At 61.7% G+C, this 19,168-nt stretch carries 25 protein-coding genes; 14 read left to right on the top strand and 11 right to left on the bottom strand.

Annotated elements, in window-relative coordinates:
- Positions 1–29 precede the first annotated feature (29 nt).
- From bufB to J3456_RS02365, 3 genes are read left to right on the top strand one after another with little or no spacing between them, the layout of a single operon-like run.
- Positions 30–875 (top strand): MNIO family bufferin maturase, encoded by an 846-nt coding sequence (gene bufB, locus J3456_RS02375; RefSeq protein WP_349578730.1) that lies wholly within the window; start codon positions 30–32, stop codon positions 873–875.
- A complete protein-coding gene (locus tag J3456_RS02370; RefSeq protein WP_349578729.1) occupies positions 872–1,630 on the top strand; it encodes an HvfC/BufC family peptide modification chaperone in 759 nt (252 codons plus the stop codon). The genes bufB and J3456_RS02370 overlap by 4 nt, the downstream gene beginning before the upstream one ends.
- A complete protein-coding gene (locus J3456_RS02365) occupies positions 1,627–2,160 on the top strand; it encodes a DoxX family protein (protein WP_349578728.1) in 534 nt (177 codons plus the stop codon). Before J3456_RS02370 ends, J3456_RS02365 begins: the two co-directional genes overlap by 4 nt.
- Here the strand turns inward: J3456_RS02365 and J3456_RS02360 are convergent.
- Positions 2,157–2,477 carry an ArsC/Spx/MgsR family protein gene (locus J3456_RS02360; protein WP_349578727.1) on the bottom strand — a complete coding sequence of 107 codons (321 nt, stop codon included), beginning with the start codon at positions 2,475–2,477 and terminating at the stop codon, positions 2,157–2,159. The genes J3456_RS02365 and J3456_RS02360 overlap by 4 nt on opposite strands.
- A 168-nt stretch (positions 2,478–2,645) precedes the next feature.
- Between J3456_RS02360 and J3456_RS02355 the strand changes: the two genes are divergently transcribed.
- On the top strand, positions 2,646–2,852 hold the full coding sequence (locus J3456_RS02355; RefSeq protein ID WP_067262111.1) for a cold-shock protein: 207 nt from the start codon (positions 2,646–2,648) through the stop codon (positions 2,850–2,852).
- A gap of 54 nt (positions 2,853–2,906) precedes the next feature.
- Here J3456_RS02355 and J3456_RS02350 read toward each other — a convergent pair whose 3' ends face one another.
- The 4 genes from J3456_RS02350 to J3456_RS02335 all read right to left on the bottom strand — a co-directional run bounded on the left by J3456_RS02350 (position 2,907) and on the right by J3456_RS02335 (position 5,841).
- Positions 2,907–3,218, bottom strand: a complete 312-nt coding sequence (locus J3456_RS02350; protein WP_259945402.1) for a hypothetical protein — start codon at positions 3,216–3,218, stop codon at positions 2,907–2,909.
- An 83-nt stretch (positions 3,219–3,301) separates the two neighbouring features.
- Positions 3,302–4,486 carry a cytochrome P450 gene (locus tag J3456_RS02345; protein ID WP_349578726.1) on the bottom strand — a complete coding sequence of 395 codons (1,185 nt, stop codon included), beginning with the start codon at positions 4,484–4,486 and terminating at the stop codon, positions 3,302–3,304.
- 42 nt (positions 4,487–4,528) lie between these two features.
- Complete coding sequence (locus J3456_RS02340) at positions 4,529–5,008, bottom strand: dihydrofolate reductase (RefSeq protein WP_349578725.1); 480 nt, start codon at positions 5,006–5,008, stop codon at positions 4,529–4,531.
- Complete coding sequence (locus J3456_RS02335; protein WP_349578724.1) at positions 5,008–5,841, bottom strand: thymidylate synthase; 834 nt, start codon at positions 5,839–5,841, stop codon at positions 5,008–5,010. The genes J3456_RS02340 and J3456_RS02335 overlap by 1 nt, the downstream gene beginning before the upstream one ends.
- Before the next feature lie 260 nt (positions 5,842–6,101).
- Between J3456_RS02335 and J3456_RS02330 the strand changes: the two genes are divergently transcribed.
- Both J3456_RS02330 and J3456_RS02325 read left to right on the top strand, forming a co-directional pair.
- Entirely contained in the window at positions 6,102–6,536 is a 435-nt protein-coding gene (locus tag J3456_RS02330; protein ID WP_349578723.1) for a VOC family protein, read from the top strand.
- Between the two features lie 151 nt (positions 6,537–6,687).
- Entirely contained in the window at positions 6,688–7,434 is a 747-nt protein-coding gene (locus J3456_RS02325; RefSeq protein ID WP_349578721.1) for a DUF1194 domain-containing protein, read from the top strand.
- On the opposite strand, the gene J3456_RS02320 is transcribed toward J3456_RS02325, so the two are convergent.
- From J3456_RS02320 to J3456_RS02310, 3 genes are all read right to left on the bottom strand, one after another.
- Positions 7,428–7,928 carry a MarR family winged helix-turn-helix transcriptional regulator gene (locus J3456_RS02320; RefSeq protein ID WP_067942516.1) on the bottom strand — a complete coding sequence of 167 codons (501 nt, stop codon included), beginning with the start codon at positions 7,926–7,928 and terminating at the stop codon, positions 7,428–7,430. The genes J3456_RS02325 and J3456_RS02320 overlap by 7 nt on opposite strands.
- Before the next feature lie 84 nt (positions 7,929–8,012).
- On the bottom strand, positions 8,013–8,279 hold the full coding sequence (locus tag J3456_RS02315; protein ID WP_349578720.1) for a succinate dehydrogenase assembly factor 2: 267 nt from the start codon (positions 8,277–8,279) through the stop codon (positions 8,013–8,015).
- Positions 8,272–8,673 carry a helix-turn-helix domain-containing protein gene (locus tag J3456_RS02310; RefSeq protein WP_120351523.1) on the bottom strand — a complete coding sequence of 134 codons (402 nt, stop codon included), beginning with the start codon at positions 8,671–8,673 and terminating at the stop codon, positions 8,272–8,274. The genes J3456_RS02315 and J3456_RS02310 overlap by 8 nt, the downstream gene beginning before the upstream one ends.
- A gap of 85 nt (positions 8,674–8,758) precedes the next feature.
- Between J3456_RS02310 and J3456_RS02305 the strand changes: the two genes are divergently transcribed.
- Positions 8,759–9,961 (top strand): pyridoxal phosphate-dependent aminotransferase, encoded by a 1,203-nt coding sequence (locus J3456_RS02305; RefSeq protein WP_349578719.1) that lies wholly within the window; start codon positions 8,759–8,761, stop codon positions 9,959–9,961.
- Positions 9,962–9,970: 9 nt separating this feature from the next.
- The gene (locus J3456_RS02300; protein WP_349578718.1) at positions 9,971–10,372 is read left to right on the top strand and encodes a hypothetical protein; all 402 of its coding nucleotides are present in this window, start codon (positions 9,971–9,973) and stop codon (positions 10,370–10,372) included.
- A gap of 3 nt (positions 10,373–10,375) precedes the next feature.
- Here J3456_RS02300 and J3456_RS02295 read toward each other — a convergent pair whose 3' ends face one another.
- Complete coding sequence (locus J3456_RS02295; protein ID WP_067622910.1) at positions 10,376–11,731, bottom strand: MATE family efflux transporter; 1,356 nt, start codon at positions 11,729–11,731, stop codon at positions 10,376–10,378.
- Between the two features lie 148 nt (positions 11,732–11,879).
- Here J3456_RS02295 and J3456_RS02290 point away from each other — a divergent pair, with 148 nt between their 5' ends.
- The 6 genes from J3456_RS02290 to J3456_RS02265 all read left to right on the top strand — a co-directional run bounded on the left by J3456_RS02290 (position 11,880) and on the right by J3456_RS02265 (position 17,142).
- Positions 11,880–12,767 carry an alpha/beta fold hydrolase gene (locus J3456_RS02290; RefSeq protein ID WP_349578717.1) on the top strand — a complete coding sequence of 296 codons (888 nt, stop codon included), beginning with the start codon at positions 11,880–11,882 and terminating at the stop codon, positions 12,765–12,767.
- A 47-nt stretch (positions 12,768–12,814) separates the two neighbouring features.
- Positions 12,815–13,063: a hypothetical protein gene (locus tag J3456_RS02285; RefSeq protein ID WP_093926785.1), complete on the top strand. Its 249-nt coding sequence runs from the start codon at positions 12,815–12,817 to the stop codon at positions 13,061–13,063.
- Positions 13,060–13,437 carry a type II toxin-antitoxin system death-on-curing family toxin gene (locus tag J3456_RS02280; RefSeq protein ID WP_259945441.1) on the top strand — a complete coding sequence of 126 codons (378 nt, stop codon included), beginning with the start codon at positions 13,060–13,062 and terminating at the stop codon, positions 13,435–13,437. The genes J3456_RS02285 and J3456_RS02280 overlap by 4 nt, the downstream gene beginning before the upstream one ends.
- Positions 13,438–13,533: 96 nt before the next feature.
- Positions 13,534–15,489 (top strand): DNA topoisomerase IV subunit B, encoded by a 1,956-nt coding sequence (gene parE / locus J3456_RS02275; RefSeq protein ID WP_349578716.1) that lies wholly within the window; start codon positions 13,534–13,536, stop codon positions 15,487–15,489.
- Positions 15,486–16,244: an HNH endonuclease signature motif containing protein gene (locus J3456_RS02270; protein WP_349578715.1), complete on the top strand. Its 759-nt coding sequence runs from the start codon at positions 15,486–15,488 to the stop codon at positions 16,242–16,244. The genes parE and J3456_RS02270 overlap by 4 nt, the downstream gene beginning before the upstream one ends.
- A 220-nt stretch (positions 16,245–16,464) precedes the next feature.
- Positions 16,465–17,142 carry a hypothetical protein gene (locus J3456_RS02265; protein WP_349578714.1) on the top strand — a complete coding sequence of 226 codons (678 nt, stop codon included), beginning with the start codon at positions 16,465–16,467 and terminating at the stop codon, positions 17,140–17,142.
- A 12-nt stretch (positions 17,143–17,154) separates the two neighbouring features.
- Here J3456_RS02265 and J3456_RS02260 read toward each other — a convergent pair whose 3' ends face one another.
- Both J3456_RS02260 and J3456_RS02255 read right to left on the bottom strand, forming a co-directional pair.
- Positions 17,155–17,838: an ABC transporter ATP-binding protein gene (locus tag J3456_RS02260; protein ID WP_349578713.1), complete on the bottom strand. Its 684-nt coding sequence runs from the start codon at positions 17,836–17,838 to the stop codon at positions 17,155–17,157.
- Positions 17,831–19,126, bottom strand: coding sequence for a lipoprotein-releasing ABC transporter permease subunit (locus tag J3456_RS02255; RefSeq protein ID WP_349578712.1), 1,296 nt, complete (start codon positions 19,124–19,126; stop codon positions 17,831–17,833). Before J3456_RS02255 ends, J3456_RS02260 begins: the two co-directional genes overlap by 8 nt.
- Positions 19,127–19,168 lie beyond the last annotated feature (42 nt).

Below are 19,168 nucleotides of genomic sequence, written 5' to 3'. Positions count from 1 at the left end.
CCCCGCCCCGCAACATGCCGGAGGCCGATATGCGCGACGATACCCCCCCTGTTACAACGCTGCCCAATGCCCCCGGCGTCGGATTTAAATCTCGACATTTCGATGGCTTGATGGCCGATCCTGGCCCGGTCCGCTGGATCGAGGTGCATGCGGAAAACTACATGGGCGACGGTGGCCGCCCCCATGCGCAGCTGCGCGCCTTGCAGGACCGTTTCGCCCTGTCGGTCCATGGCGTCGGCCTGTCGATCGGTGGCGAAGGGCCGCTGGACGCGGCCCATCTCGCACGGCTCAAAACCCTCTGTGACCGGACGCAGCCCGCGTCCTTCTCCGAACATCTGGCGTGGTCGACCCATGGGATGGAGTATCTCAACGATCTCCTCCCGCTGCCCTACACCGAGAAAACGCTGACCCGCGTGGCGTCACATATTAACCAAGTCCAAGACGTCTTGGGTCGGCAAATGCTGCTGGAAAACCCCTCCAGCTACCTCGCGTTCGCGGAATCTGACTTGTCTGAAACGGACTTTTTGGCCGAGATTATAGCGCGTACCTCCTGCGGTCTCTTGCTGGATGTCAACAATGTCTTCATTTCGGCCACCAATCTCGGGCTGTCGGCACAGGGCTACATCGACGCCTTCCCGACTGACCATGTGGGCGAGATTCATGTGGGCGGTCATGATAATGACACCGACGATCACGGCGCGCCGCTTTTGATCGACAGCCATGGCAAACCGGTCGTCGATCCTGTTTGGGAATTGCTAAGCTACACGCTGGCCCAAACCGGGCCAAAGCCGGTGCTGGTCGAGTGGGACAATGACGTGCCGGACTGGCCCATCCTACGGGCCGAAGCCACTCGCGCCGCTGAGGTGCTGGTGTGACCGGCCAACACAGCTTTCGCGCGGCCCTGCTTGATCCGTCACGGCCCGCACCCGCTGGGCTGCGCGATGGCCGGGGGCAACCGGCGGGTGCGCGCTATGGCGTTTATCGCAACAACGTCACGCATTCCCTGATCGCCGCGCTCGAAGTGGCCTTTCCCCTTGTGCGCAAGCTGATCGGCGCCCGCAACTTTGCCGAACTGGCCCCGCTTTACGTCCGCGCGCATCCACCGACATCTCCGATGATGATGCACTACGGCACGGAATTCCCCGCCTTTATCGCGGCTTTCGCCCCTTTGGCCAAGATTGGCTACCTCACCGATGCGGCACGGCTCGACCTCGCGCTGCGTGCCTCTTACCACGCGGCTGACGCGGCTCCGCTTGACCCGAAGTTCTTCGAAACGCTTGGTCCCGACGCATTGATGGGGGCAAGGCTCACCATCGCGCCCGCGACCCGCGTCTTGCGGTCAGACTGGCCGCTTTCTGACATCTGGCGCTATAACTTCACCGAGGACGCGCCCAAGCCCCGCAGCGCAGCGCAGGATGTTGTAATCACCCGCCCCGCCTATGATCCCGCGCCGCATCTGCTGCCGCCCGGTGCGGCGCTATGGCTATCCCACCTTGCCGACGGCTTGCCCTTCGGGGCGGCCCATGACGCCACGGTGGGCGCCCAGCCCGCGTTTGACCTCGCAGCCGCACTAACCCTCGCCCTGAGCCACGGTGTCTTCAGCGCAATTTCAGTGGAGGACAGCAAATGACCCGGCTTCTTACCCTATACCGCAACGCCGCCGACCGTCTGGAGCGGGCCGACTGGCTGCTTCCGACCCTCGCCCGGTTCCTCTTTGCCGCAGTGTTGCTGGTCTATTTCCTGAATGCCGGGCTGACCAAACTCGGGCCCGGCCCCTTGGGCATCTTTACCCCATCCACCGGAGCCTATGCGCAAATCTTCCCTCGCGTGTTTGAGGCCGTGGGCTATGACAGCGACGCGCTTGGAGTGTTCCATTGGCTCGTCGTCGTCGCCGGAACGGTGGCGGAATTTATCTTGCCGCTGCTCATCGTCTTTGGCCTGCTGACCCGACTGGCGGCACTGGCGATGGTGGGCTTTGTCGTGGTGCAATCCCTCACCGATCTTTACGGCCATGGCAGCGCGCTTGGCGCGTGGTTCGACCGCTTTCCCGATGCCCATATCCTTGACCAGCGGGCGCTCTGGGTGTTCTTGCTGTTGGTGCTGGTCGTCAAAGGGGCCGGACCATTGTCACTGGACCGGCTGATTACAGGCCGAGGTTAAAGCATCGCATGAACGTCGACCTCTATCTCCTTGTTCCAACCGAGAAATAGCTTGTCACCCACCGAGATCAGAGGCCGTTTCATCAGCGCTGGATGAGCTTCTATCAGGGCGAGCGGGGCCTGCTTGCGCGCCTCTTCATCCAGCCCCCGCCAAGTGGTGGAGCGGGTGTTGAGCAAGGCCGCGCCAAATTGCTCATGGGCCTGCGCCAAAACCGCCCCCGGCACGCCCGCCTCCCGAACATCGACCAACTCCGCCTCTGGCAGCGCCTTTTTCGCCTTGCGACAGCTGTCACAGTTTTTTAGCCCATAAATTAGCACATCCGTCTCCCTCAGCCACGCGATCGCGCCCCCAATTGCGGGTTTCGCACCTGATCGCTTGATTTTTTCCAAGTCCGCGCGATCTTTCTCTTATGGCGGGTCGCAATTCAATCGCTTTCGCCATTCTGCTCGACGCAGAGACGCAAAGACAAAGGAGGCGCGGAGATTATGCCAACGGGCACCGTGAAATGGTTTAACACCACCAAAGGCTACGGGTTCATCGCCCCCGAGAGCGGCGGGAACGATGTATTTGTTCATATTTCGGCGGTCGAACGCTCTGGCCTGACCGGCTTGGCGGACGATCAAAAGGTCAGCTACGAGCTGACCGAAGGCCGCGACGGTCGGCAGATGGCCACCGATCTCGCCCTGCTCTAGCCATAAAATCGCAAAAGAACACCCGGCGTCCCGCGCCGGGCGTTGCTTGAGAGCTCACTGATACGAACAGCCCTTTGCCCCGACCGGGCAAGGCACACGGGCTGAACGGCGCAGTGTCACCGTGCGGTGCGAGTGGCGATGGCGGTGACGGTGGACCACCGGATGCGCCTTGACCTCTGCATAGGTCATGGGCTGGTTCGGTGTCCCGCAGCCAATAGCGCCGCCAAGCGTCACCGGCTGCAATCCAGCCGGGCAATAATTCGCGCTGCTAGGATAGGCATAGACCTTTGGCTCGGCCGAGACCTGACCGGCCAAGCCCGCAGAAAGCAGCCCTATCGCCGCTGCAATAGCTGTCGTTAGACGCATGATAATCCTCGCAATTATATACAATATTAACGAAGATTGCCGGGGCGCCTACATCAAGTCCAGTCTTTTATGGCAGTGCGCCTTTAACTCAACCGCGCCGGAAGCGTCGCATAGCCGTGAAAACGGATGCGCCCGCCGCCCTGACGCGCCGCGCTGATTTCATAGTCCGGGTAACGGTTCAGAAAGCGTTGGAGGGCGATTTTCCCTTCCATCCGTGCCAAGGTCAGCCCCACGCAGACATGCGGTCCGCCGGCAAAGGCCAGATGCCGATTGGGTTTGCGCCCGATATCGAATTTCATCGGATCCTCAAAGACTTCCGGGTCGCGGTTGGCCGCTCCGATGCAAAGATGCAGGTTGGTCCCCGCGGCAATCTCCCCCCCGCCTATGGTGACGGGGGCCGTGGTTTCGCGGTTGCCGAACTGGTTGGGCGAGCGGAAGCGCAGCACCTCTTCGATACAGGGGCCGATCAGCGCGGGTTCCGCCAGCAATCGCGCCTTTTGATCCGGGTGGTCATGCAGCAGCGCGAGGGCGCTGCCGATCAGGTTGGTTGTCGTCTCATGGCCTGCGTTGAGAATAAAAATGCAGTTTTGAATCAACTCGATCTCGGTCAACTGCCCGCCGTCATCTCCGGCAATGAGCCGCGTCAGCACGTCGGTTTCAGGATCCCCCGGCTCAGCCCGGCGCCGGGCGATGAGGTCTTGCAGATAGGCTTTGAACGCGCGCACAGCAGTATGGCCCGCCTCCAGCTCCGCTTCGCTCAAGGTAGGCTCCAGCGCGCCGAGGATCGCCAGTGACCAGTCCCGAAGGGGGCCGCGTTCTTCCATCGGCACGTCCAGCAGGTTGCCGATAATCTGCACCGGAATGCAACTGGCATAGTCCTCGATCAGGTCCGGCGTGGGGCCCAGCCCTTCCAGCAGACGGTCTACCGTGTCGATCAACCCCGGCTCCATCCGTGCCAGCGCCTTAGGCGTCAGAGCCGATGTCATGATCCGCCGCACGCGGGTGTGCAACGGTGGGTCATTGAACACGAGGCTCGTGGTGTGGTGCTCAAACAGAGGGCTGCCGGGACCGAATTTCGGCGCGAAGGCCTGCTTTTTGTCCGAGATATAAAGCCTGGTGTCGCGGTAAATCGCGTTCAGGTCCGCGTGGCGGCAGATCAACACAGAGCCATCGGGCTGGCGCAGCACCGGGGCCTCGCGGAGCAGGCGGTCGTAATGGGGGAATGGGTTTTCGACAAACCCCTCAGGCGGTGCGGACAGATCAAACATAGGCCGCAGTGATGCGCGGCGCGCGGCCCATGTCAATGGCTGTCAGCGGCGGCGCAGCCACTCCCGTGCGATGGCGCGCGGGCCCGTCGCGCGCAGGCAAAGATTGCCAAGCTCGATCCATTCTTCGGGGTCAAACTCGGGGAAAAATGCGTCTGCCGCGTCGATTTCCACGTCGACTTCGGTCACCAAGAGCCGATCCGCCAAGGGCAAAAGCGCGCGATAGATGCCTTCGCCGCCGATGCCGTAGACCCGACGATACCCCTCAGCCGCGCAATGGCCCAAGGCCGCCTCCGGGTCGCGCGCCACATGGACGCCCTCAATATCGGTGCTGGAGACCACGCAATTCAGGCGGCTTTTCAAAGGCTTGAACGGCAGGCTTTCCCATGTGCGGCGCCCCATGATGATGGCACCGCCGGTGGTTTCGCGCTGAAAGAATTTCAGGTCTTCGGGCAACGACCAAGGGATATCCCCGTCTTTGCCAATAGCACCATTGCGGGCACGGGCGACGATCAGGCTCAGCATCAGACGGCCACCGGCGCTTTGATTGCGGGGTCGGGGTCATAGCCTTCGAAGGTGAAATCCTCATAGCGGAAATCAAAGATCGAGCTCACCTCGCGGTTGATCCGCAGCTTTGGCAGCGGCTTGGGGGTGCGCGCAAGTTGGGTCTGCACCTGTTCCAGATGGTTGGAATAGATATGCGCGTCGCCCATCGAATGCACGAAATCGCCCGGCACGTAGCCGGTGACATGGGCCAGCATCTCCAGCAGCAGCGCGTAGGAGGCGATGTTGAACGGCACGCCAAGGAACATATCCGCCGAGCGTTGGTAAAGCTGCAAATGCAGCTTGCCGCCCGCGATGCGTACCTGCCACAGCGTATGGCAAGGCGGCAGCGCCATCTGATCTACCTCGCCGGGGTTCCACGCCGAAACGATCAGCCGGCGGCTGTCGGGGGTCTTGCCGATTGCCTCGACCAACTTGGCGATTTGATCGACCTGACCGGCCTGATGCAGCACCGTCCCATCGGGCTGCGGCATCGGCTCACCCACCATCGGAAAACGCCGCCATTGATGGCCATAGACCGGGCCGAGGTCACCGTTCTCATCGGCCCATTCGTCCCAGATGCGGACGCCATTTTTCTTGAGGTAGCCGATGTTCGTGTCGCCAGATAGGAACCACAAAAGCTCATGCACGATGGATTTCAGATGCAGCTTCTTCGTCGTCACCAGCGGGAAGCCATCGGCCATCCGGTAGCGCTGTTGCATCCCGAAATGAGAGATCGTCCCCGTTCCCGTGCGGTCGGTCGAGGTCACCCCCTGCTCCAGCACTTCGCGCAGCGCATCATGGTACTGTTTCACGCAGGCACCCCCCGTTATCCGTGGCATTTGTCTTTGCATACCCTTCCGCGCCGCGCGCCTCAAGGCGGCTGTGTGGGCGCATTCGCCCGGCAATGCCGTCGCCGCCTTTGACACCGGTGATTTCGCGCCTAAACTCTCTATCAAAGCGCGGCGGGCATATTTTGCCGCTTCCCGTTTTGTGACGACTTTTTCACGACTAATTTTCGGCCCGACCAGGGTGTTTCAACCTTGCCCCAAGCGGCCCAACTGAAGGAAAACCGATGCCCATCAAATACTTGCACACAATGGTGCGCGTGAAGGATCTGGACGCCTCTATCGCATTTTACAAACTTCTGGGCCTTGTGGAACGGCGCCGGATCGACAACGAGGGGGGCCGTTTCACGCTGGTTTTCCTCTGCCCGCCGGGCATGGACGATGGCCACGCGGATGTGGAGCTGACCTATAATTGGGATGGCGATGACGCGCTGCCCAGCGATAGCCGCCATTTCGGCCACCTCGCCTATACGGTTGAGAATATCTATGAGACCTGCCAGCACCTGCAAGACAACGGCGTGACCATCAACCGCCCGCCGCGTGACGGGCGCATGGCCTTTGTCCGCTCGCCCGACAATATCTCGGTCGAACTGCTGCAAGAGGGTGACGCCCTGCCCGCGCAAGACCCTTGGGCCAGCATGGAAAACACCGGTCATTGGTAAGGCTCTGCATCACTGCCCTAATGGCGCTGATGCTTGCGCCCATGGGCGCAGCGCGGGCGGCCCTTTGTCGTCTCGCGCGGCGTCCGGTGCGTGATGTGCCCTCTTCGGTCGCCCCCAAGGAGGGGCCGCCGAGGCTGAGCGGATCGCTGGGATGATCCGCGCGGCCCTCGCTCTTTTTCTCACGATCAATGCCATCCCATCGGCCGAGGCCGCTTGTCGGCAGGCGCTTGCCTTGGGGCTGGATGTCTCTGGTTCGGTCGATGCGCGAGAGTATCGGTTGCAGATCGGCGGTTTGGCCGACGCGCTGAACGATCCGCGTGTGCGGGAGGCCCTGCTGGCGCTGCCGGAGCATGGCGTCGACCTGATGATCTATGAATGGAGCGGGTCCAGTGACCAGACGGTGATCTTGCCCTGGACCCCGTTGGGCGACGCGGCGGCGCTTGAGGGGGCCATCGCACTTTTGCGCAGCACCGAGCGGCGTGAGGCGTCTCCCGGCACGGCATTGGGGGATGCGATGCAGTTTGGCGCGCGCCAGTTGGCGACGCGCGCCGCCTGCCAGAAACACACGCTGGATATCTCGGGCGACGGCATCTCGAACTTCGGGCCGCGGCCCCGGGATATACGCGACAGGTTGCACGCCCAGCCCCTTGGGCCGCAGGAACTGACCATCAACGGTTTGGTGATCGGCGCGGAAGACCCAGCCCCTGGCGACAGTCGGCAGGCCGAGATCGGCGCGTTGGCGTCATACTACCGGGCCGAAGTCATGTTCGGCTCCGGCGCATTCGTTGAGATGGCAGAGGGTTTTGAGGACTACGCCCGCGCCATGATCCAAAAGCTCCTGCGGGAAGTGGAGGGGAGGGTCTACTCGCACCTCATCCCCCCTGCCCGCGATCAGTAGATATAGCGGATCTGATCCGTCCAATACCGTTCCATCCGTTTGAGAGAGCGGGTGATATCCTCGATCCCTGCATCGCCCAGCACGCCCTTGTTTTCCATTCCATCGGCATGGCGCGAGAAAAGCTCGGCCACCACATCGCGGATATAGCGCCCCTTTTCGGTCAGCCGAACGCGGACAGATCGGCGGTCAATCTCGCAGCGCTGGTGGTGCATATAGCCCATTTCGACCAGTTTCTTGAGGTTGTAGCTGACGTTGCTGCCCTGATAGTAGCCGCGGCTTTTCAGCTCGCCTGCGGTCACCTCGTTGTCGCCGATGTTGAACAAAAGCAGCGCCTGCACGGCGTTGATCTCTAACACGCCGACACGTTCGAATTCATCCTTGATCACGTCCAGCAGCAAGCGGTGCAACCGCTCGACCAAGGACAGGGACTCAAGGTAGCCTGCCATGAAACCCTTTATGGCCATCGGCTGCGCAGCGGGGTCTTGAATGCTCATGCGAAATCTCCGGTTCACCTTGTTCGAACCGGAAACTCGCTGAAAAATCAGAATAATTCGTTAAACCCTTTCGGGTTTTTTGCATCAGCTCCGCGCCTCGGCCAATTGGCCGCGGATATCCGTGACCAATGCCGCATATTTGGCGGGGGCGTCGGCCTGTCCGCTGACCCAAAGATAGAGGTCGTGGTCATTCTCATTGAGCATCTGATCATAGAGCGTGAGCCCCGCGTCATCCATCTGCGGCAGCCGCGCCTCGGCATAGGCCGATAGGATCAGGTCCATTTCCTTGATGCCCCGGCGCATGGAGCGCATTTGCAGGCGTTTCAACCGGTGTTCATGGATCTCAGGCATCCGCGGGCTCCGTCATCAGGCGCCGAATGCGCTTTTCCATTTTGCCGACAGTCTCGGCCTTTTTCAGCAGGTCGGTACGCAGAGCGCGCATGTCGGCCAGCACTTCCTCCAGATCGACGCGGCGCGCGGTTTCGCCCGCTTCGGGGGCGTCCACCCCCTCGCCTTCGCCATTGATCAACCACATCATCGAGACATTCAAAAGCCCCGCCAGCATCGAAAGTCGGTTGGCGCGCGGCTCAGACAGGTCGTCCTCCCAGCCGCGCAGGGTGGACAGACGCACGCCCAGCCGTTTGGCCAGCATCGCCTGTGTCATGCCGGTCTGTTCGCGGGCCGCCGCGACCCGGTCGCCAAAGGTGGCGGCCTCGGGGCCGTACCAGTCAATCTCGTCGGTCATGCTTTATCTCCTGCCAGACACCCTTGCCGGGTGCGGGGCCGCCCCCTATGAACGTGGGGATATTCATAAGCAACCCGAGGCTGAAATGGAACTGCTGTCCGCGACCCTTGATCGGGTCAAACCGTCGCCCACCATCGCCGTCACCACCAAGGCCGCAGAACTCAAGGCCGCGGGGCGCGACATCATCGCGCTTGGCGCGGGCGAGCCGGATTTCGACACGCCGCAGAACATCAAGGACGCAGCCGTGGCCGCAATCAACGCGGGCAAGACGAAATACACTCCCGTGGATGGCATCCCCGAGTTGAAACAGGCGATCTGCGCCAAGTTCAAGCGCGACAACGGGCTGGATTACACGCCCGCGCAGGTCAGCGTTGGCACGGGCGGCAAGCAGGTCCTCTATAACGCGCTGATGGCCACGATGAACCCCGGCGAAGAGGTCGTGATCCCCGCGCCCTATTGGGTCAGCTATCCCGATATGGTGCTGCTCGCAGGCGGCACCCCAGTGATTGCCCCCGCCACGCTTGAGAATAATTTCAAACTGACCCCCGAGGCGCTGGAAGAGGCGATCACGCCGAAGACCAAATGGTTCATCTTCAACTCGCCCTCAAACCCCACCGGCGCGGGCTATAGCCGCGACGAGTTGAAGGCGCTGACCGATGTGCTGATGCGCCACCCGCATGTCTGGGTGATGAGCGACGATATGTATGAGCACCTCGCCTATGACGGCTTCGCGTTCTGCACCCCGGCTGAGGTAGAACCCGCGCTTTACGACCGCACGCTGACGGTCAACGGCGTGTCCAAAGCCTATGCCATGACCGGCTGGCGCATCGGCTATGCCGCAGGCCCGGAAAAGCTGATCGGCGCGATGCGCAAAATCCAGTCGCAAAGCACGTCGAACCCCTGCTCGGTCAGCCAGTGGGCTGCGGTTGAGGCACTGAACGGCACACAGGATTACATCGCTGAGAACAACGAGATGTTCGTGCGCCGCCGCAATCTGGTGGTCGACATGCTCTCGGCCATTGAGGGCATCACCTGTCCGACGCCCGAGGGGGCGTTCTACGTCTACCCTTCCATCGCGGGGCTGATCGGCAAGACCTCGGCGGCGGGCACCAAGATCTCGGATGATGAGACCTTTGCCACCGCGCTGCTTGAGGAAACCGGCGTGGCGGTCGTCTTTGGCGCGGCCTTCGGTCTTTCGCCGAATTTCCGCGTCAGCTACGCTACGTCTGACGAGGCGCTGAAAGAGGCATGCACCCGCATCCAAACCTTCTGTGCCGGGCTGACGTAAAGGCGAACCATGGCAGGCGATCTTCCCGACTATTATTTCAGGGTCCGCGAGAATGGCGCGGCGGTGTTTCGGCTGGATGCCGAAAACCGCCAGCGCCGTATCGAGATGGAGCAGATCGCCGTCGTCAACATCCGCAACGGTGAGGTAAAGCCCCATGGGCAGCACCATCTGACCGAAGCCGATAAGTCCGAGATCGCCCGCTGGACAAAGGCGCGCCGCGAAACCCTCGCCGCGCGAGAAATTGACGACATCCGCCGCGCGGTGGAGCATCTGAACCTCACCACGCAATGGGTGCAATCGCGTGCCACGGATGCCGAGCTTGACGCCGTGACCGATGACCTGTTGCTGGCAATGCATGATCTGCGCAGCACGCTGGTGCGCAAAAAGGCGGATCGGATGGATCGGGGCTGAGAGTTACCCGGCCAGTGATTTAACCGTGACGCCCCAGAACCGCGCGTTGAGCAGCAGCCCCGCGACGCCCAGCCCCGCCACCAGACCGGCCCAAATGCCCATGGCCCCAAACCCCAGCGTGAAGCCAAGGAAATAGGAGCAGGGCATCCCGACCACCCAATAGCTGATCGCGGCCATCACCATCGGGATTTTGGTATCCTGCACCCCGCGCAGCAGGCCAAGCGCCACGACCTGCGCCCCGTCGACCAGTTGAAACAGCGCGGCCATGACCAGAAGGCCGGTGCCAATAGCAAGTATCTCAACCCGCGCAGGCTCATCCTCCTGCATGAAAACCGAGATCAGCGGCTCGGGCCAACCCACGAAACCGACCATGGTGATCAGCGCAAAGACCAGCGACAGGACCGTGACAATCACCGCGCCGCGCTTCATATGCGGCACGTCGCGGCGGCCATAGGCATTGCCCGCGCGGATCGTGGCGACGTTGCTCAGCCCCAGATGCACCATGAAGGTCAGAGAGGCGAGCTGGATCGCAATCCCATGCGCCGCCAGCGGGATCGTTCCGAGCCAGCCCATCATCAACGAAGAGGCCGCAAACAGACCGACTTCGCTTAGCGTGGTCAGACCAATCGGCAGCCCCAGCGTAAAGACCCGCACCAGCATCTGCGTATCGACCCGCCAGAGCCGCACGAACAGACTGTGTTGCGGCAGGGCGATCAGCACATAGATCACCACCCCGATAAGCGAAACGCATTGCGTCGTGACCGAGGCCACCGCCGCGCCCATCACGCCAAGCTCCGGCGCGCCCCAGTTGCCGAAAATCAGCGCGTAGTTCGCCATCGCATTGATCACGGCAGCCAGCAGGGTGATCCACAGCACGACCTGCGTCCGTTCCAAAGCGGCAAGGTAGGATTTCAGCACCATGACCAGCAGCGCGGGCACAATCCCCCAGCCCGCGACTTTGAGGTAATCGCCCGCCGTATCGGCAAGGTTCGGCCCCTGCCCCAACAGGTCCAGCACCGCAGGCGACCAGATCATCGCGGGCAGCGCGATCATCGCAAAACCCACCGACAGCCACAGCCCCATGCGCGTGGCGCGGCGCAGGCCAATCTCGTCATCCTCGGCGTCATAGGCGGCCACCAGCGGCATCACCGCCATGGCAAAGCCCGAACCGAAGATGAACAGCACGAAGAAATAGGTACTGCCCAGCACCACCGCCGCCAGCGCCTCGACCGAATACCAGCCTAGCATGACCGTATCGGTCACCCCGATGGCCATCTGTGCCAGATGTCCGCCGATCAGCGGCAGGCCAAGCGTCAGGATCGCCCGGACGTGATTGCGGTTGGTCATTACTTTGGTCATGGGCCAGCCTTACGCCGGGCCGCTGCAAAGGGAAAGTCCGGTTTTTGCGCTCTGTCATAGGGTTGCGGGGCTTTGCTGCCCTGATTTTGCCACGAATTCCTTGCGTCTGCGGCCCTAAGCGGCAAAGCTGATGGCAGGAGGGAGCGCGATGGAACCAACACGGACCGAAACCCGCCCCGTGAACGGTCAGGAGATTTTCATACGCCATTGGGGCGATGAAAGCCTTCCGCCGCTGCTCATGCTCCATGGCTTTCCCGAATATGGCGGCGCATGGCGCGATCTGGCCCCGCTGCTTTGCCAGCACTTTCACTGCATCGCCCCCGACCAGCGCGGCTATGGCCAAAGCAGTGCGCCCGAAGGGATCGAACCCTACGCGATGGCGCATCTTATGGCCGATATGGCCGCGTTGATCGGGGACAGGCCGGTGACGGTGTTGGCGCATGACTGGGGCGCTTCGGTGGGCTACGCACTGGCGATGTTCCGACCCGAATTGGTGGCCCGGCTAATCATTCTCAACGGCGTGCATCCCGTGCCTTTTCAACGTGCCATGGCCGCAGGCGGTGCGCAGTCGCGCGCCTCGCAATATATTAACGCGCTGCGCGCCGAAGGCAGCGCGGTGAGGCTGGCCAAAGACGATTTCGCCGGGCTGCTAAAGCTCTTTTCGGCGCATATGGACCTGGGTTGGCTGACCACAGAGCGGCTTGAGGATTACCGCGCGGAATGGGGGCGTCCGGGGCGGCTGAGGGCGATGATTAATTGGTATCGCGCCTCTCCCCTGCAAGTCGCGGCCCCCGGCACGCCCCTGCGCGACCTGCCAGAATTCCCAGTTGAACGTTTGCGCGTGAACTGCCCGCATCTGCTGATCTGGGGGGCGGAGGATACCGCCCTTTTGCCCGAAGCCACCGCGGGGCTGGAAACCTTCGCGCCAGACCTTACTCGGGTTGAGATAGAAGGCGCGGACCACTGGTTGCACCACCAAAAACCGTCGTTTGCGGCAAAGGCGATCCTTGATTGGTGCGGGGCGCGGCCCTTGTAAAATGCGCAACCAAATGTATATTGAGATATGCATTCAGGAGCCACGCCATGACCCGCATCCATACCAACCACATCGCCACCATGACCGAAATGCGCGAACCGCATAAGGTATTGGAACGCTCCGGTGGCAAACCCGTGGCGGTGATGAAGAACTCACGCTGTGTGGGGTATTTCGTACCGGCTGAGGCGACCCTGCAGGAGGAGCCGCGCGTGGCCACGCTGGATGAGGTGATGGAGAGCATTGCCCGCAGAAAGCACATCAATCAGCCGGTTCTGGACTATCTCAAAGATAAATGACCTATGTGCTGCTTTCACCTGACCTCGTCGTCAGGATCCATGATTCCGCGTTAAACCCCGGTGAGCTAGCCGGCATGGCCTTGGACAAATCACTCGAAGGAGCGCTGGCACGGGTCGACAACAGACTGGTCTACGGCATGATCGAAGATGTCTTTGACCTCGCTGCGGCTTATTGCGTGGCGGTTGCCACTGGGCATGTCTTTAACGACGCGAACAAGCGAACCGCGCATCTCGTTCTCGATATCTGTCTTGATCTCAATGGGGTGCAACTTGACCACGACACCGTCGAGGCAGGCGACCTGATCCGCGAAGTGGCCCAAGGACGCATCGACGAAGAGACCCTTGCCGATTGGCTGCGCGCCAAAGCCAGCTGACCCGGTTAAATCCACCCAACAAGACAAACCCGCGATTGCCCCCGGCGCGCGGGGCTGTCAAAATGGCCCCCACCCACAAACAAAGAGCAGGCCCGCATGACCGATCTTCTTTCCGGCCAGGAACCCACCGAATACGATGCCTCCTCCATCGAAGTGCTGGAGGGGCTGGAGCCTGTCCGCAAGCGCCCCGGCATGTATATCGGCGGCACAGATGAACGCGCCCTGCACCACCTTGTGGCCGAAGTGCTTGACAACTCGATGGACGAAGCGGTGGCGGGCCATGCCAACCGGATCGAGGTGGAGCTGAATGCCGATTATTCGGTCACCATTCGCGACAACGGCCGCGGCATCCCGATTGACCCGCACCCGAAGTTTCCCGACAAATCCGCGCTTGAAGTAATCCTCTGCACGCTGCACGCGGGCGGCAAGTTCTCGGGCAAAGCCTATCAGACCTCGGGCGGTCTGCACGGGGTTGGTGCATCCGTGGTTAACGCGCTGTCGGATTCGATGGTGGTGCAGGTCGCGCGCAACCGCGAACTGTTCGAACAACGCTTCTCCCGCGGGATCCCGCAAGGCCCGGTGGAGAAGATCGGCGCGGCGCCCAACCGGCGCGGCACCACAGTGACTTTCCACGCAGACGAGCAGATTTTCGGCGCCCACCGTTTCAAACCCGCCCGCTTGCTCAAGATGGTCCGGTCCAAAGCCTATCTGTTCTCCGGCGTAGAAATCCGCTGGAAATCTGAGATTGAAGACGGCGACACGCCGATGGAGGCGACCTTTCACTTCCCCGGCGGTCTGGCTGATTACCTGCGCGAAACACTTGGCAAATCAACCACCTATGCCGAAAACCCCTTTGCCGGAACGGTCGAGTTCCAAGAACGCTTTGGCGTGCCGGGCAAGGTCGAATGGGCGATCAACTGGACCCCTGCCCGCGACGGCTTCATCCAGTCCTACTGTAACACCGTCCCCACGCCCGAAGGCGGCACCCATGAGGGCGGCTTTTGGGCTGCGATCCTCAAGGGCATCCGGGCCTATGGCGAGCTGGCGAACAACCGCAAGGCCAAGGACATCACCCGCGACGACCTGATCACCGGGGGCTGCGCGCTGGTATCCTGCTTTATTCGCGAGCCAGAATTCGTCGGCCAGACCAAGGACCGTCTGGCCACAACCGAGGCCGCGCGTCTGGTTGAGAACGCCGTGCGCGACCACTTTGACAACTGGCTAGCTGCGGACACGAAATCCGCCGGTGCGATCCTCGATTTCCTCGTCCTGCGCGCCGAGGAGCGGATGCGCCGCAAGCAGGAAAAGGAAACCGCCCGTAAATCCGCCACCAAGAAGCTGCGTCTGCCCGGCAAGCTGACCGACTGCACCAACAAGACCCGCGAAGGCACCGAGTTGTTCATCGTCGAGGGCGACTCGGCGGGTGGCTCTGGCAAGGGCGCGCGCAACCGGAATACGCAGGCGCTGCTGCCGCTCAAGGGTAAGATCCTGAACGTGCTGGGCGCGGCCTCGAGCAAGCTCACCACCAACGCCGAGATCAACGACCTTTGCGAGGCGCTTGGCGTTGGGATGGGCACGAAATTCAACCTCGACGATCTGCGCTATGACAAGATCATCATCATGACCGACGCCGACGTCGACGGCGCGCATATCGCGTCGCTGTTGATGACGTTTTTCTTTACCCAAATGCGCCCGCTGATCGACGCGGGGCATCTGTACCTCGCCTGCCCGCCGCTGTTCCGCCTGACGCAGGGGGCGAAACGGATCTATTGCCTTGATGAGGCAGAGAAAAACATGTGGTTGGAGAAGGGTCTCGGCGGCAAAGGCAAGATCGACGTGAGCCGCTTTAAGGGTCTGGGCGAGATGGACGCGAAGGACCTGAAAGAGACCACGATGGACCCTGCAACCCGCAAGCTGATCCGCGTGACCGTGGACGAGGATGTGCCGGGCGAGACCGGGGATCTGGTGGAGCGGCTGATGGGGAAGAAGCCGGAGATGCGGTTTGCGTATATTCAGCAAAACGCGCAGTTTGTGGAGGAGTTGGATGTTTGAGGGGTAGGACGCCACCTGCAGCGATCGCACGGCAGCTTCGTCAAGAAGCTGGATTTGGATGCGCCGTCTGCGGCTGTCCAATTATTGAATACCATCATATTATTGAATGGCGTGAAGAAAAGCACTTCAAACCAGAACATATGGTTGCCCTTTGCCCGAGCCATCACACAGAATATGGAAAACTCCCCAAAACTAAATCCTACTCAGCCAAAGCCAATCCAATTAATATCCGCAAAGGCAAAATAAGCGGTTACCTCGGCGGAAATCGAGAACAAAGAGTTCTTAGGTTAGGCTCAATGATTGTAGAAGATTGCGTCTCAGCAATAGACTATGGGGGAAACTCGATAATCGGATATCAACAGATAGACGGAGAGTTCAGACTAAACGTTTTCATACCTGACGAAGAATTTTGGCCTGAGGTCGAGATAAAGCAAAACATCATGGCTGCTAGTATCGGTCAGTTCTGGGACATCGAATTCAAGACAAATTGGGTTAAGTTTCGCCGTGCCAAAGGAAACGTATTTTTGACGATCGACTTCCGAGGGGAGGAGGTTGAAATCGACGGAGAGCTACAACTAGGGGGGAACCTAATCTCGCTATCTGAAGCTCAAAACCGCATGGGTGGCGGAACCTTCAAGAACATTCAAATGCGAAATTGCCATACGGCGCTAGCTATAGGCCCAGACGGTCGTGTCTTCCGCCCAAACTACGCCATGCGGTCCCCACAAGCTTGGTATCTGCCAAGAAAGGCTTAACCCCACCCGGGACCCTGTCCCGGACTGCGCCCTCCCTCCCCCACGGGGAAGGCGCACATGCGTGCCCCCCCCCGCGGCTTGCGCCGCCCTTCGGGCTAAAAAGGTCCACTGGACCTTTTCCAAGTAGCCCTCCGGCCCGAGGTCGGACGCGGCCCTACTGTTTCGCGGTTGTCCAAACTTCCCCCTTGATCCGCCGCCCACACCGGTCCTAACTCCCCCCATGATCCGCGCGCTCCTCCTTCTCCTCCTCCTCACCGCCTGCGGTCGTCCGCTGACGGAGAACGAGCGCGCCTATCTCTCCACCATCCACGGCAGTTCCGTCGACTACGACCGCGTGCGTCTACACGACGGTGCCCCGACCCGCGCCGTGACCTTCACCCGCAAGCCGCGCCCGCGCACCACCTGCCGCGAGCGCATCCTGCCGCCGCAGGAAGGTGACACCGTGACCTCCAAACCCGCCGCCGTGGCCCTGTGGAACAACCTGCTTTTCGACAAGGATTGGTACCTCGAAGACTACCTCCCCGATCACCCCGACCGCATCGGGCTGATCGCCGCGATGCTGCTCGCGCATGAGGTCACCCATGTCTGGCAATGGCAGAACCGCAAGCTCACCGGCTACTCACCACTGCGCGCGGCCTCAGAGCAGTTCACCAGCCCCGATCCCTATCTTTTCGAGGTCGACACGCAGCCGCGCTTCCTTGATTTCGGCTATGAGCAGCAGGGATCAATCGTTGAGGAATTCGTCTGCTGTCGCGCGCTCGACCCGCAGGCGCCGCGCACCAAACGGTTGCACGCGATGCTGTCCGAAGCCATGCCCGTCGCCCCCCTGCCCCAAAGTCGCGCCCATGATGTGCGTCTGCCTTGGGACGGGGTCGAGCTGGACAATATCTGCGGCTAGTTCAGGCCCGGCTCAGACCGGCACAAGCTGCCCCGCCTCAAGCCGGATCTGCCGGTCCATGCGGGCGGCCAGTTCGAGGTTATGCGTGGCAATCACCGCCGACAGCCCCGTGCCGCGCACCAGCGCCATCAGCGCCGCAAACACCTGATCCGAGGTCGACGGGTCGAGGTTGCCCGTGGGCTCGTCCGCCAGCAGCAGACGCGGCGCGTTGGCCAGCGCGCGGCAAAAGGCCACCCGCTGCTGCTCACCGCCCGACATGGCAGCGGGGCGGTGGTCGCCCCGCTCGGCGATGCCGACCTGCGCCAAAAGATCACGCGCCCGCGCCTCGGCCACCTTGCGGGCCACGCCATTGGCAAGCTGCGGCAGCACGATGTTTTCCAGCGCGGTGAATTCGGGCAGTAGGTGGTGGAATTGATAGATAAATCCCACATCCGCCCGGCGCACCCCGGTGCGCTTGCGGTCGCTCTGCCCCGTGAGGTCATCGCCTGCGATCTCAACCGTGCCGCTGTCAGCCGTGTCCAGCAGCCCCGCGATGTGCAGCAGCGTCGACTTGCCCGCCCCCGAAGGGGCGACCAGTGCCACGACTTCACCGGGGGCGACCGTCAAGTCTATGCCGCGTAGCACCTGCACCTCGTTGGGCTTGCCGGGGTTGTAGGCCTTTGAAATGCCGCTCAGGCGCAGGACGGGATCATTCATAGCGCAGGGCCTCCACAGGGTTCATCCGCGCCGCGCGGCGGGCGGGGAAAATCGTCACGACAAAGCTCAGCCCGAGCGACAGCCCCACGGCAGAGAGCACATCGCCCAGTTGCAGTTTCGCGGGCAGGAAATAGATGCCGCGGATCGACGCATCCCAAGCATTGCCGCCGCTGAGGTAGTTCACGAAGGCGAAAATCTGGTCGACGTAGATCGCAAATAGCACGCCCAGCACCACGCCTGCGGCGGTGCCGATAATGCCCGTGAACGCGCCGCAGATAAAGAACACCCGCAGCACCGAGCCCTCAGAAAGCCCCATGGTGCGCAGAATGCCAATGTCGCGGCCCTTGTTCTTGACCAGCATGATCAGCCCCGAGACGATGTTCATCGCGGCGATCAACACCAGCACCGAGAGGATCACGAACATCACCCGGTCCTCGATATCCAGCGCCGATAGGAACGAGCCGGACGCATCGCGCCATGTCCAGACCTGCGCCCGATCGCCCGCCGCCTGCATCAGCGCCGGCGCCATAGCGTCAACGCTCTCGGGGTCTTCGACCATAACCTCCAACTCATCCGCGACGCCCTCGCGGTTGAAAAAGCTCTGCGCCTCGGAGATCGGTAGATAGACGCGTGTCTTATCAATGTCATAGCGCCCGGCAGAGAAGATATAGACGACCTCATAGCCGTTCACCCGCGGGCTGGTGCCAAAGGCGGTTTTCACCCCATTGGGCGAGATTAGCTTGATCGTGTCACCAACCTGCACGCCCAAGCTCTGCGCCACGCCGCTGCCGATGGCGATGCCTTCTTCAAACTGGCCAATGTCACCGAAAGAGCGCTCGGAAGGCTGGATGCCGGGGATGGTCATCAGATCATCAGACGCGATGCCAAAGACCTCAACGCCTGCGTTGGATTGCCGCCGGTTCGCCATGACCTGCTGGCGCACCAGAGGGGCCACGCGGGTCACGCCGGGCACTTTCGCAACCTCGGCGGCCATTTCGGTATAGTTGGCGATGGTGCGGTCGATCTGGCCGGTCTCTTGAACCTCGCCCATCGTGTAGACCGTCACATGGGCATTGGCGCCAAGGATCGTGTCGACGAATTCAGCCCGAAAGCCAGAGCGGACCGACAGCGTGGCGATCAGCGCAAAGACCGCGAGCGTGATGCCGATCAGGCTGATCCATGTCATCACGCTCACCCCGCCCTCGGCGCGGCGGGCGCGGAGGTAGCGCCAAGCGATCATCCATTCAAAGGCCGCGAATGGGGCGGTGCGTGTGGGTTTGCTGGCCATGCGGGAGGGCTCCGGTCTGAGGTGCGCGCAACCTGAGGCTTT

The sequence above is a fragment of the Sulfitobacter sp. NFXS29 genome (genome assembly GCF_040148765.1).
Taxonomy (GTDB): domain Bacteria; phylum Pseudomonadota; class Alphaproteobacteria; order Rhodobacterales; family Rhodobacteraceae; genus Sulfitobacter.
The sequence above is the reverse complement of the archived record's forward strand: the minus strand, read 5'-3'. Positions and strand labels throughout refer to the sequence as shown.

Excerpts from the sequence above, each read along its gene's own strand:
- bufB (WP_349578730.1), top strand. The coding sequence starts at position 30 with ATGCGCGACGATACCCCCCCTGTTACAACGCTGCCCAATGCCCCCGGC.
- J3456_RS02365 (WP_349578728.1), top strand. The coding sequence starts at position 1,627 with ATGACCCGGCTTCTTACCCTATACCGCAACGCCGCCGACCGTCTGGAG.
- J3456_RS02355 (WP_067262111.1), top strand. The coding sequence starts at position 2,646 with ATGCCAACGGGCACCGTGAAATGGTTTAACACCACCAAAGGCTACGGG.
- J3456_RS02350 (WP_259945402.1), bottom strand. The coding sequence starts at position 3,218 with ATGCGTCTAACGACAGCTATTGCAGCGGCGATAGGGCTGCTTTCTGCG.
- J3456_RS02345 (WP_349578726.1), bottom strand. The coding sequence starts at position 4,486 with ATGTTTGATCTGTCCGCACCGCCTGAGGGGTTTGTCGAAAACCCATTC.
- J3456_RS02340 (WP_349578725.1), bottom strand. The coding sequence starts at position 5,008 with ATGCTGAGCCTGATCGTCGCCCGTGCCCGCAATGGTGCTATTGGCAAA.
- J3456_RS02330 (WP_349578723.1), top strand. The coding sequence starts at position 6,102 with ATGCCCATCAAATACTTGCACACAATGGTGCGCGTGAAGGATCTGGAC.
- J3456_RS02325 (WP_349578721.1), top strand. The coding sequence starts at position 6,688 with ATGATCCGCGCGGCCCTCGCTCTTTTTCTCACGATCAATGCCATCCCA.
- J3456_RS02320 (WP_067942516.1), bottom strand. The coding sequence starts at position 7,928 with ATGAGCATTCAAGACCCCGCTGCGCAGCCGATGGCCATAAAGGGTTTC.
- J3456_RS02315 (WP_349578720.1), bottom strand. The coding sequence starts at position 8,279 with ATGCCTGAGATCCATGAACACCGGTTGAAACGCCTGCAAATGCGCTCC.
- J3456_RS02310 (WP_120351523.1), bottom strand. The coding sequence starts at position 8,673 with ATGACCGACGAGATTGACTGGTACGGCCCCGAGGCCGCCACCTTTGGC.
- J3456_RS02305 (WP_349578719.1), top strand. The coding sequence starts at position 8,759 with ATGGAACTGCTGTCCGCGACCCTTGATCGGGTCAAACCGTCGCCCACC.
- J3456_RS02300 (WP_349578718.1), top strand. The coding sequence starts at position 9,971 with ATGGCAGGCGATCTTCCCGACTATTATTTCAGGGTCCGCGAGAATGGC.
- J3456_RS02295 (WP_067622910.1), bottom strand. The coding sequence starts at position 11,731 with ATGACCAAAGTAATGACCAACCGCAATCACGTCCGGGCGATCCTGACG.
- J3456_RS02290 (WP_349578717.1), top strand. The coding sequence starts at position 11,880 with ATGGAACCAACACGGACCGAAACCCGCCCCGTGAACGGTCAGGAGATT.
- J3456_RS02285 (WP_093926785.1), top strand. The coding sequence starts at position 12,815 with ATGACCCGCATCCATACCAACCACATCGCCACCATGACCGAAATGCGC.
- J3456_RS02280 (WP_259945441.1), top strand. The coding sequence starts at position 13,060 with ATGACCTATGTGCTGCTTTCACCTGACCTCGTCGTCAGGATCCATGAT.
- parE (WP_349578716.1), top strand. The coding sequence starts at position 13,534 with ATGACCGATCTTCTTTCCGGCCAGGAACCCACCGAATACGATGCCTCC.
- J3456_RS02265 (WP_349578714.1), top strand. The coding sequence starts at position 16,465 with ATGATCCGCGCGCTCCTCCTTCTCCTCCTCCTCACCGCCTGCGGTCGT.
- J3456_RS02260 (WP_349578713.1), bottom strand. The coding sequence starts at position 17,838 with ATGAATGATCCCGTCCTGCGCCTGAGCGGCATTTCAAAGGCCTACAAC.
- J3456_RS02255 (WP_349578712.1), bottom strand. The coding sequence starts at position 19,126 with ATGGCCAGCAAACCCACACGCACCGCCCCATTCGCGGCCTTTGAATGG.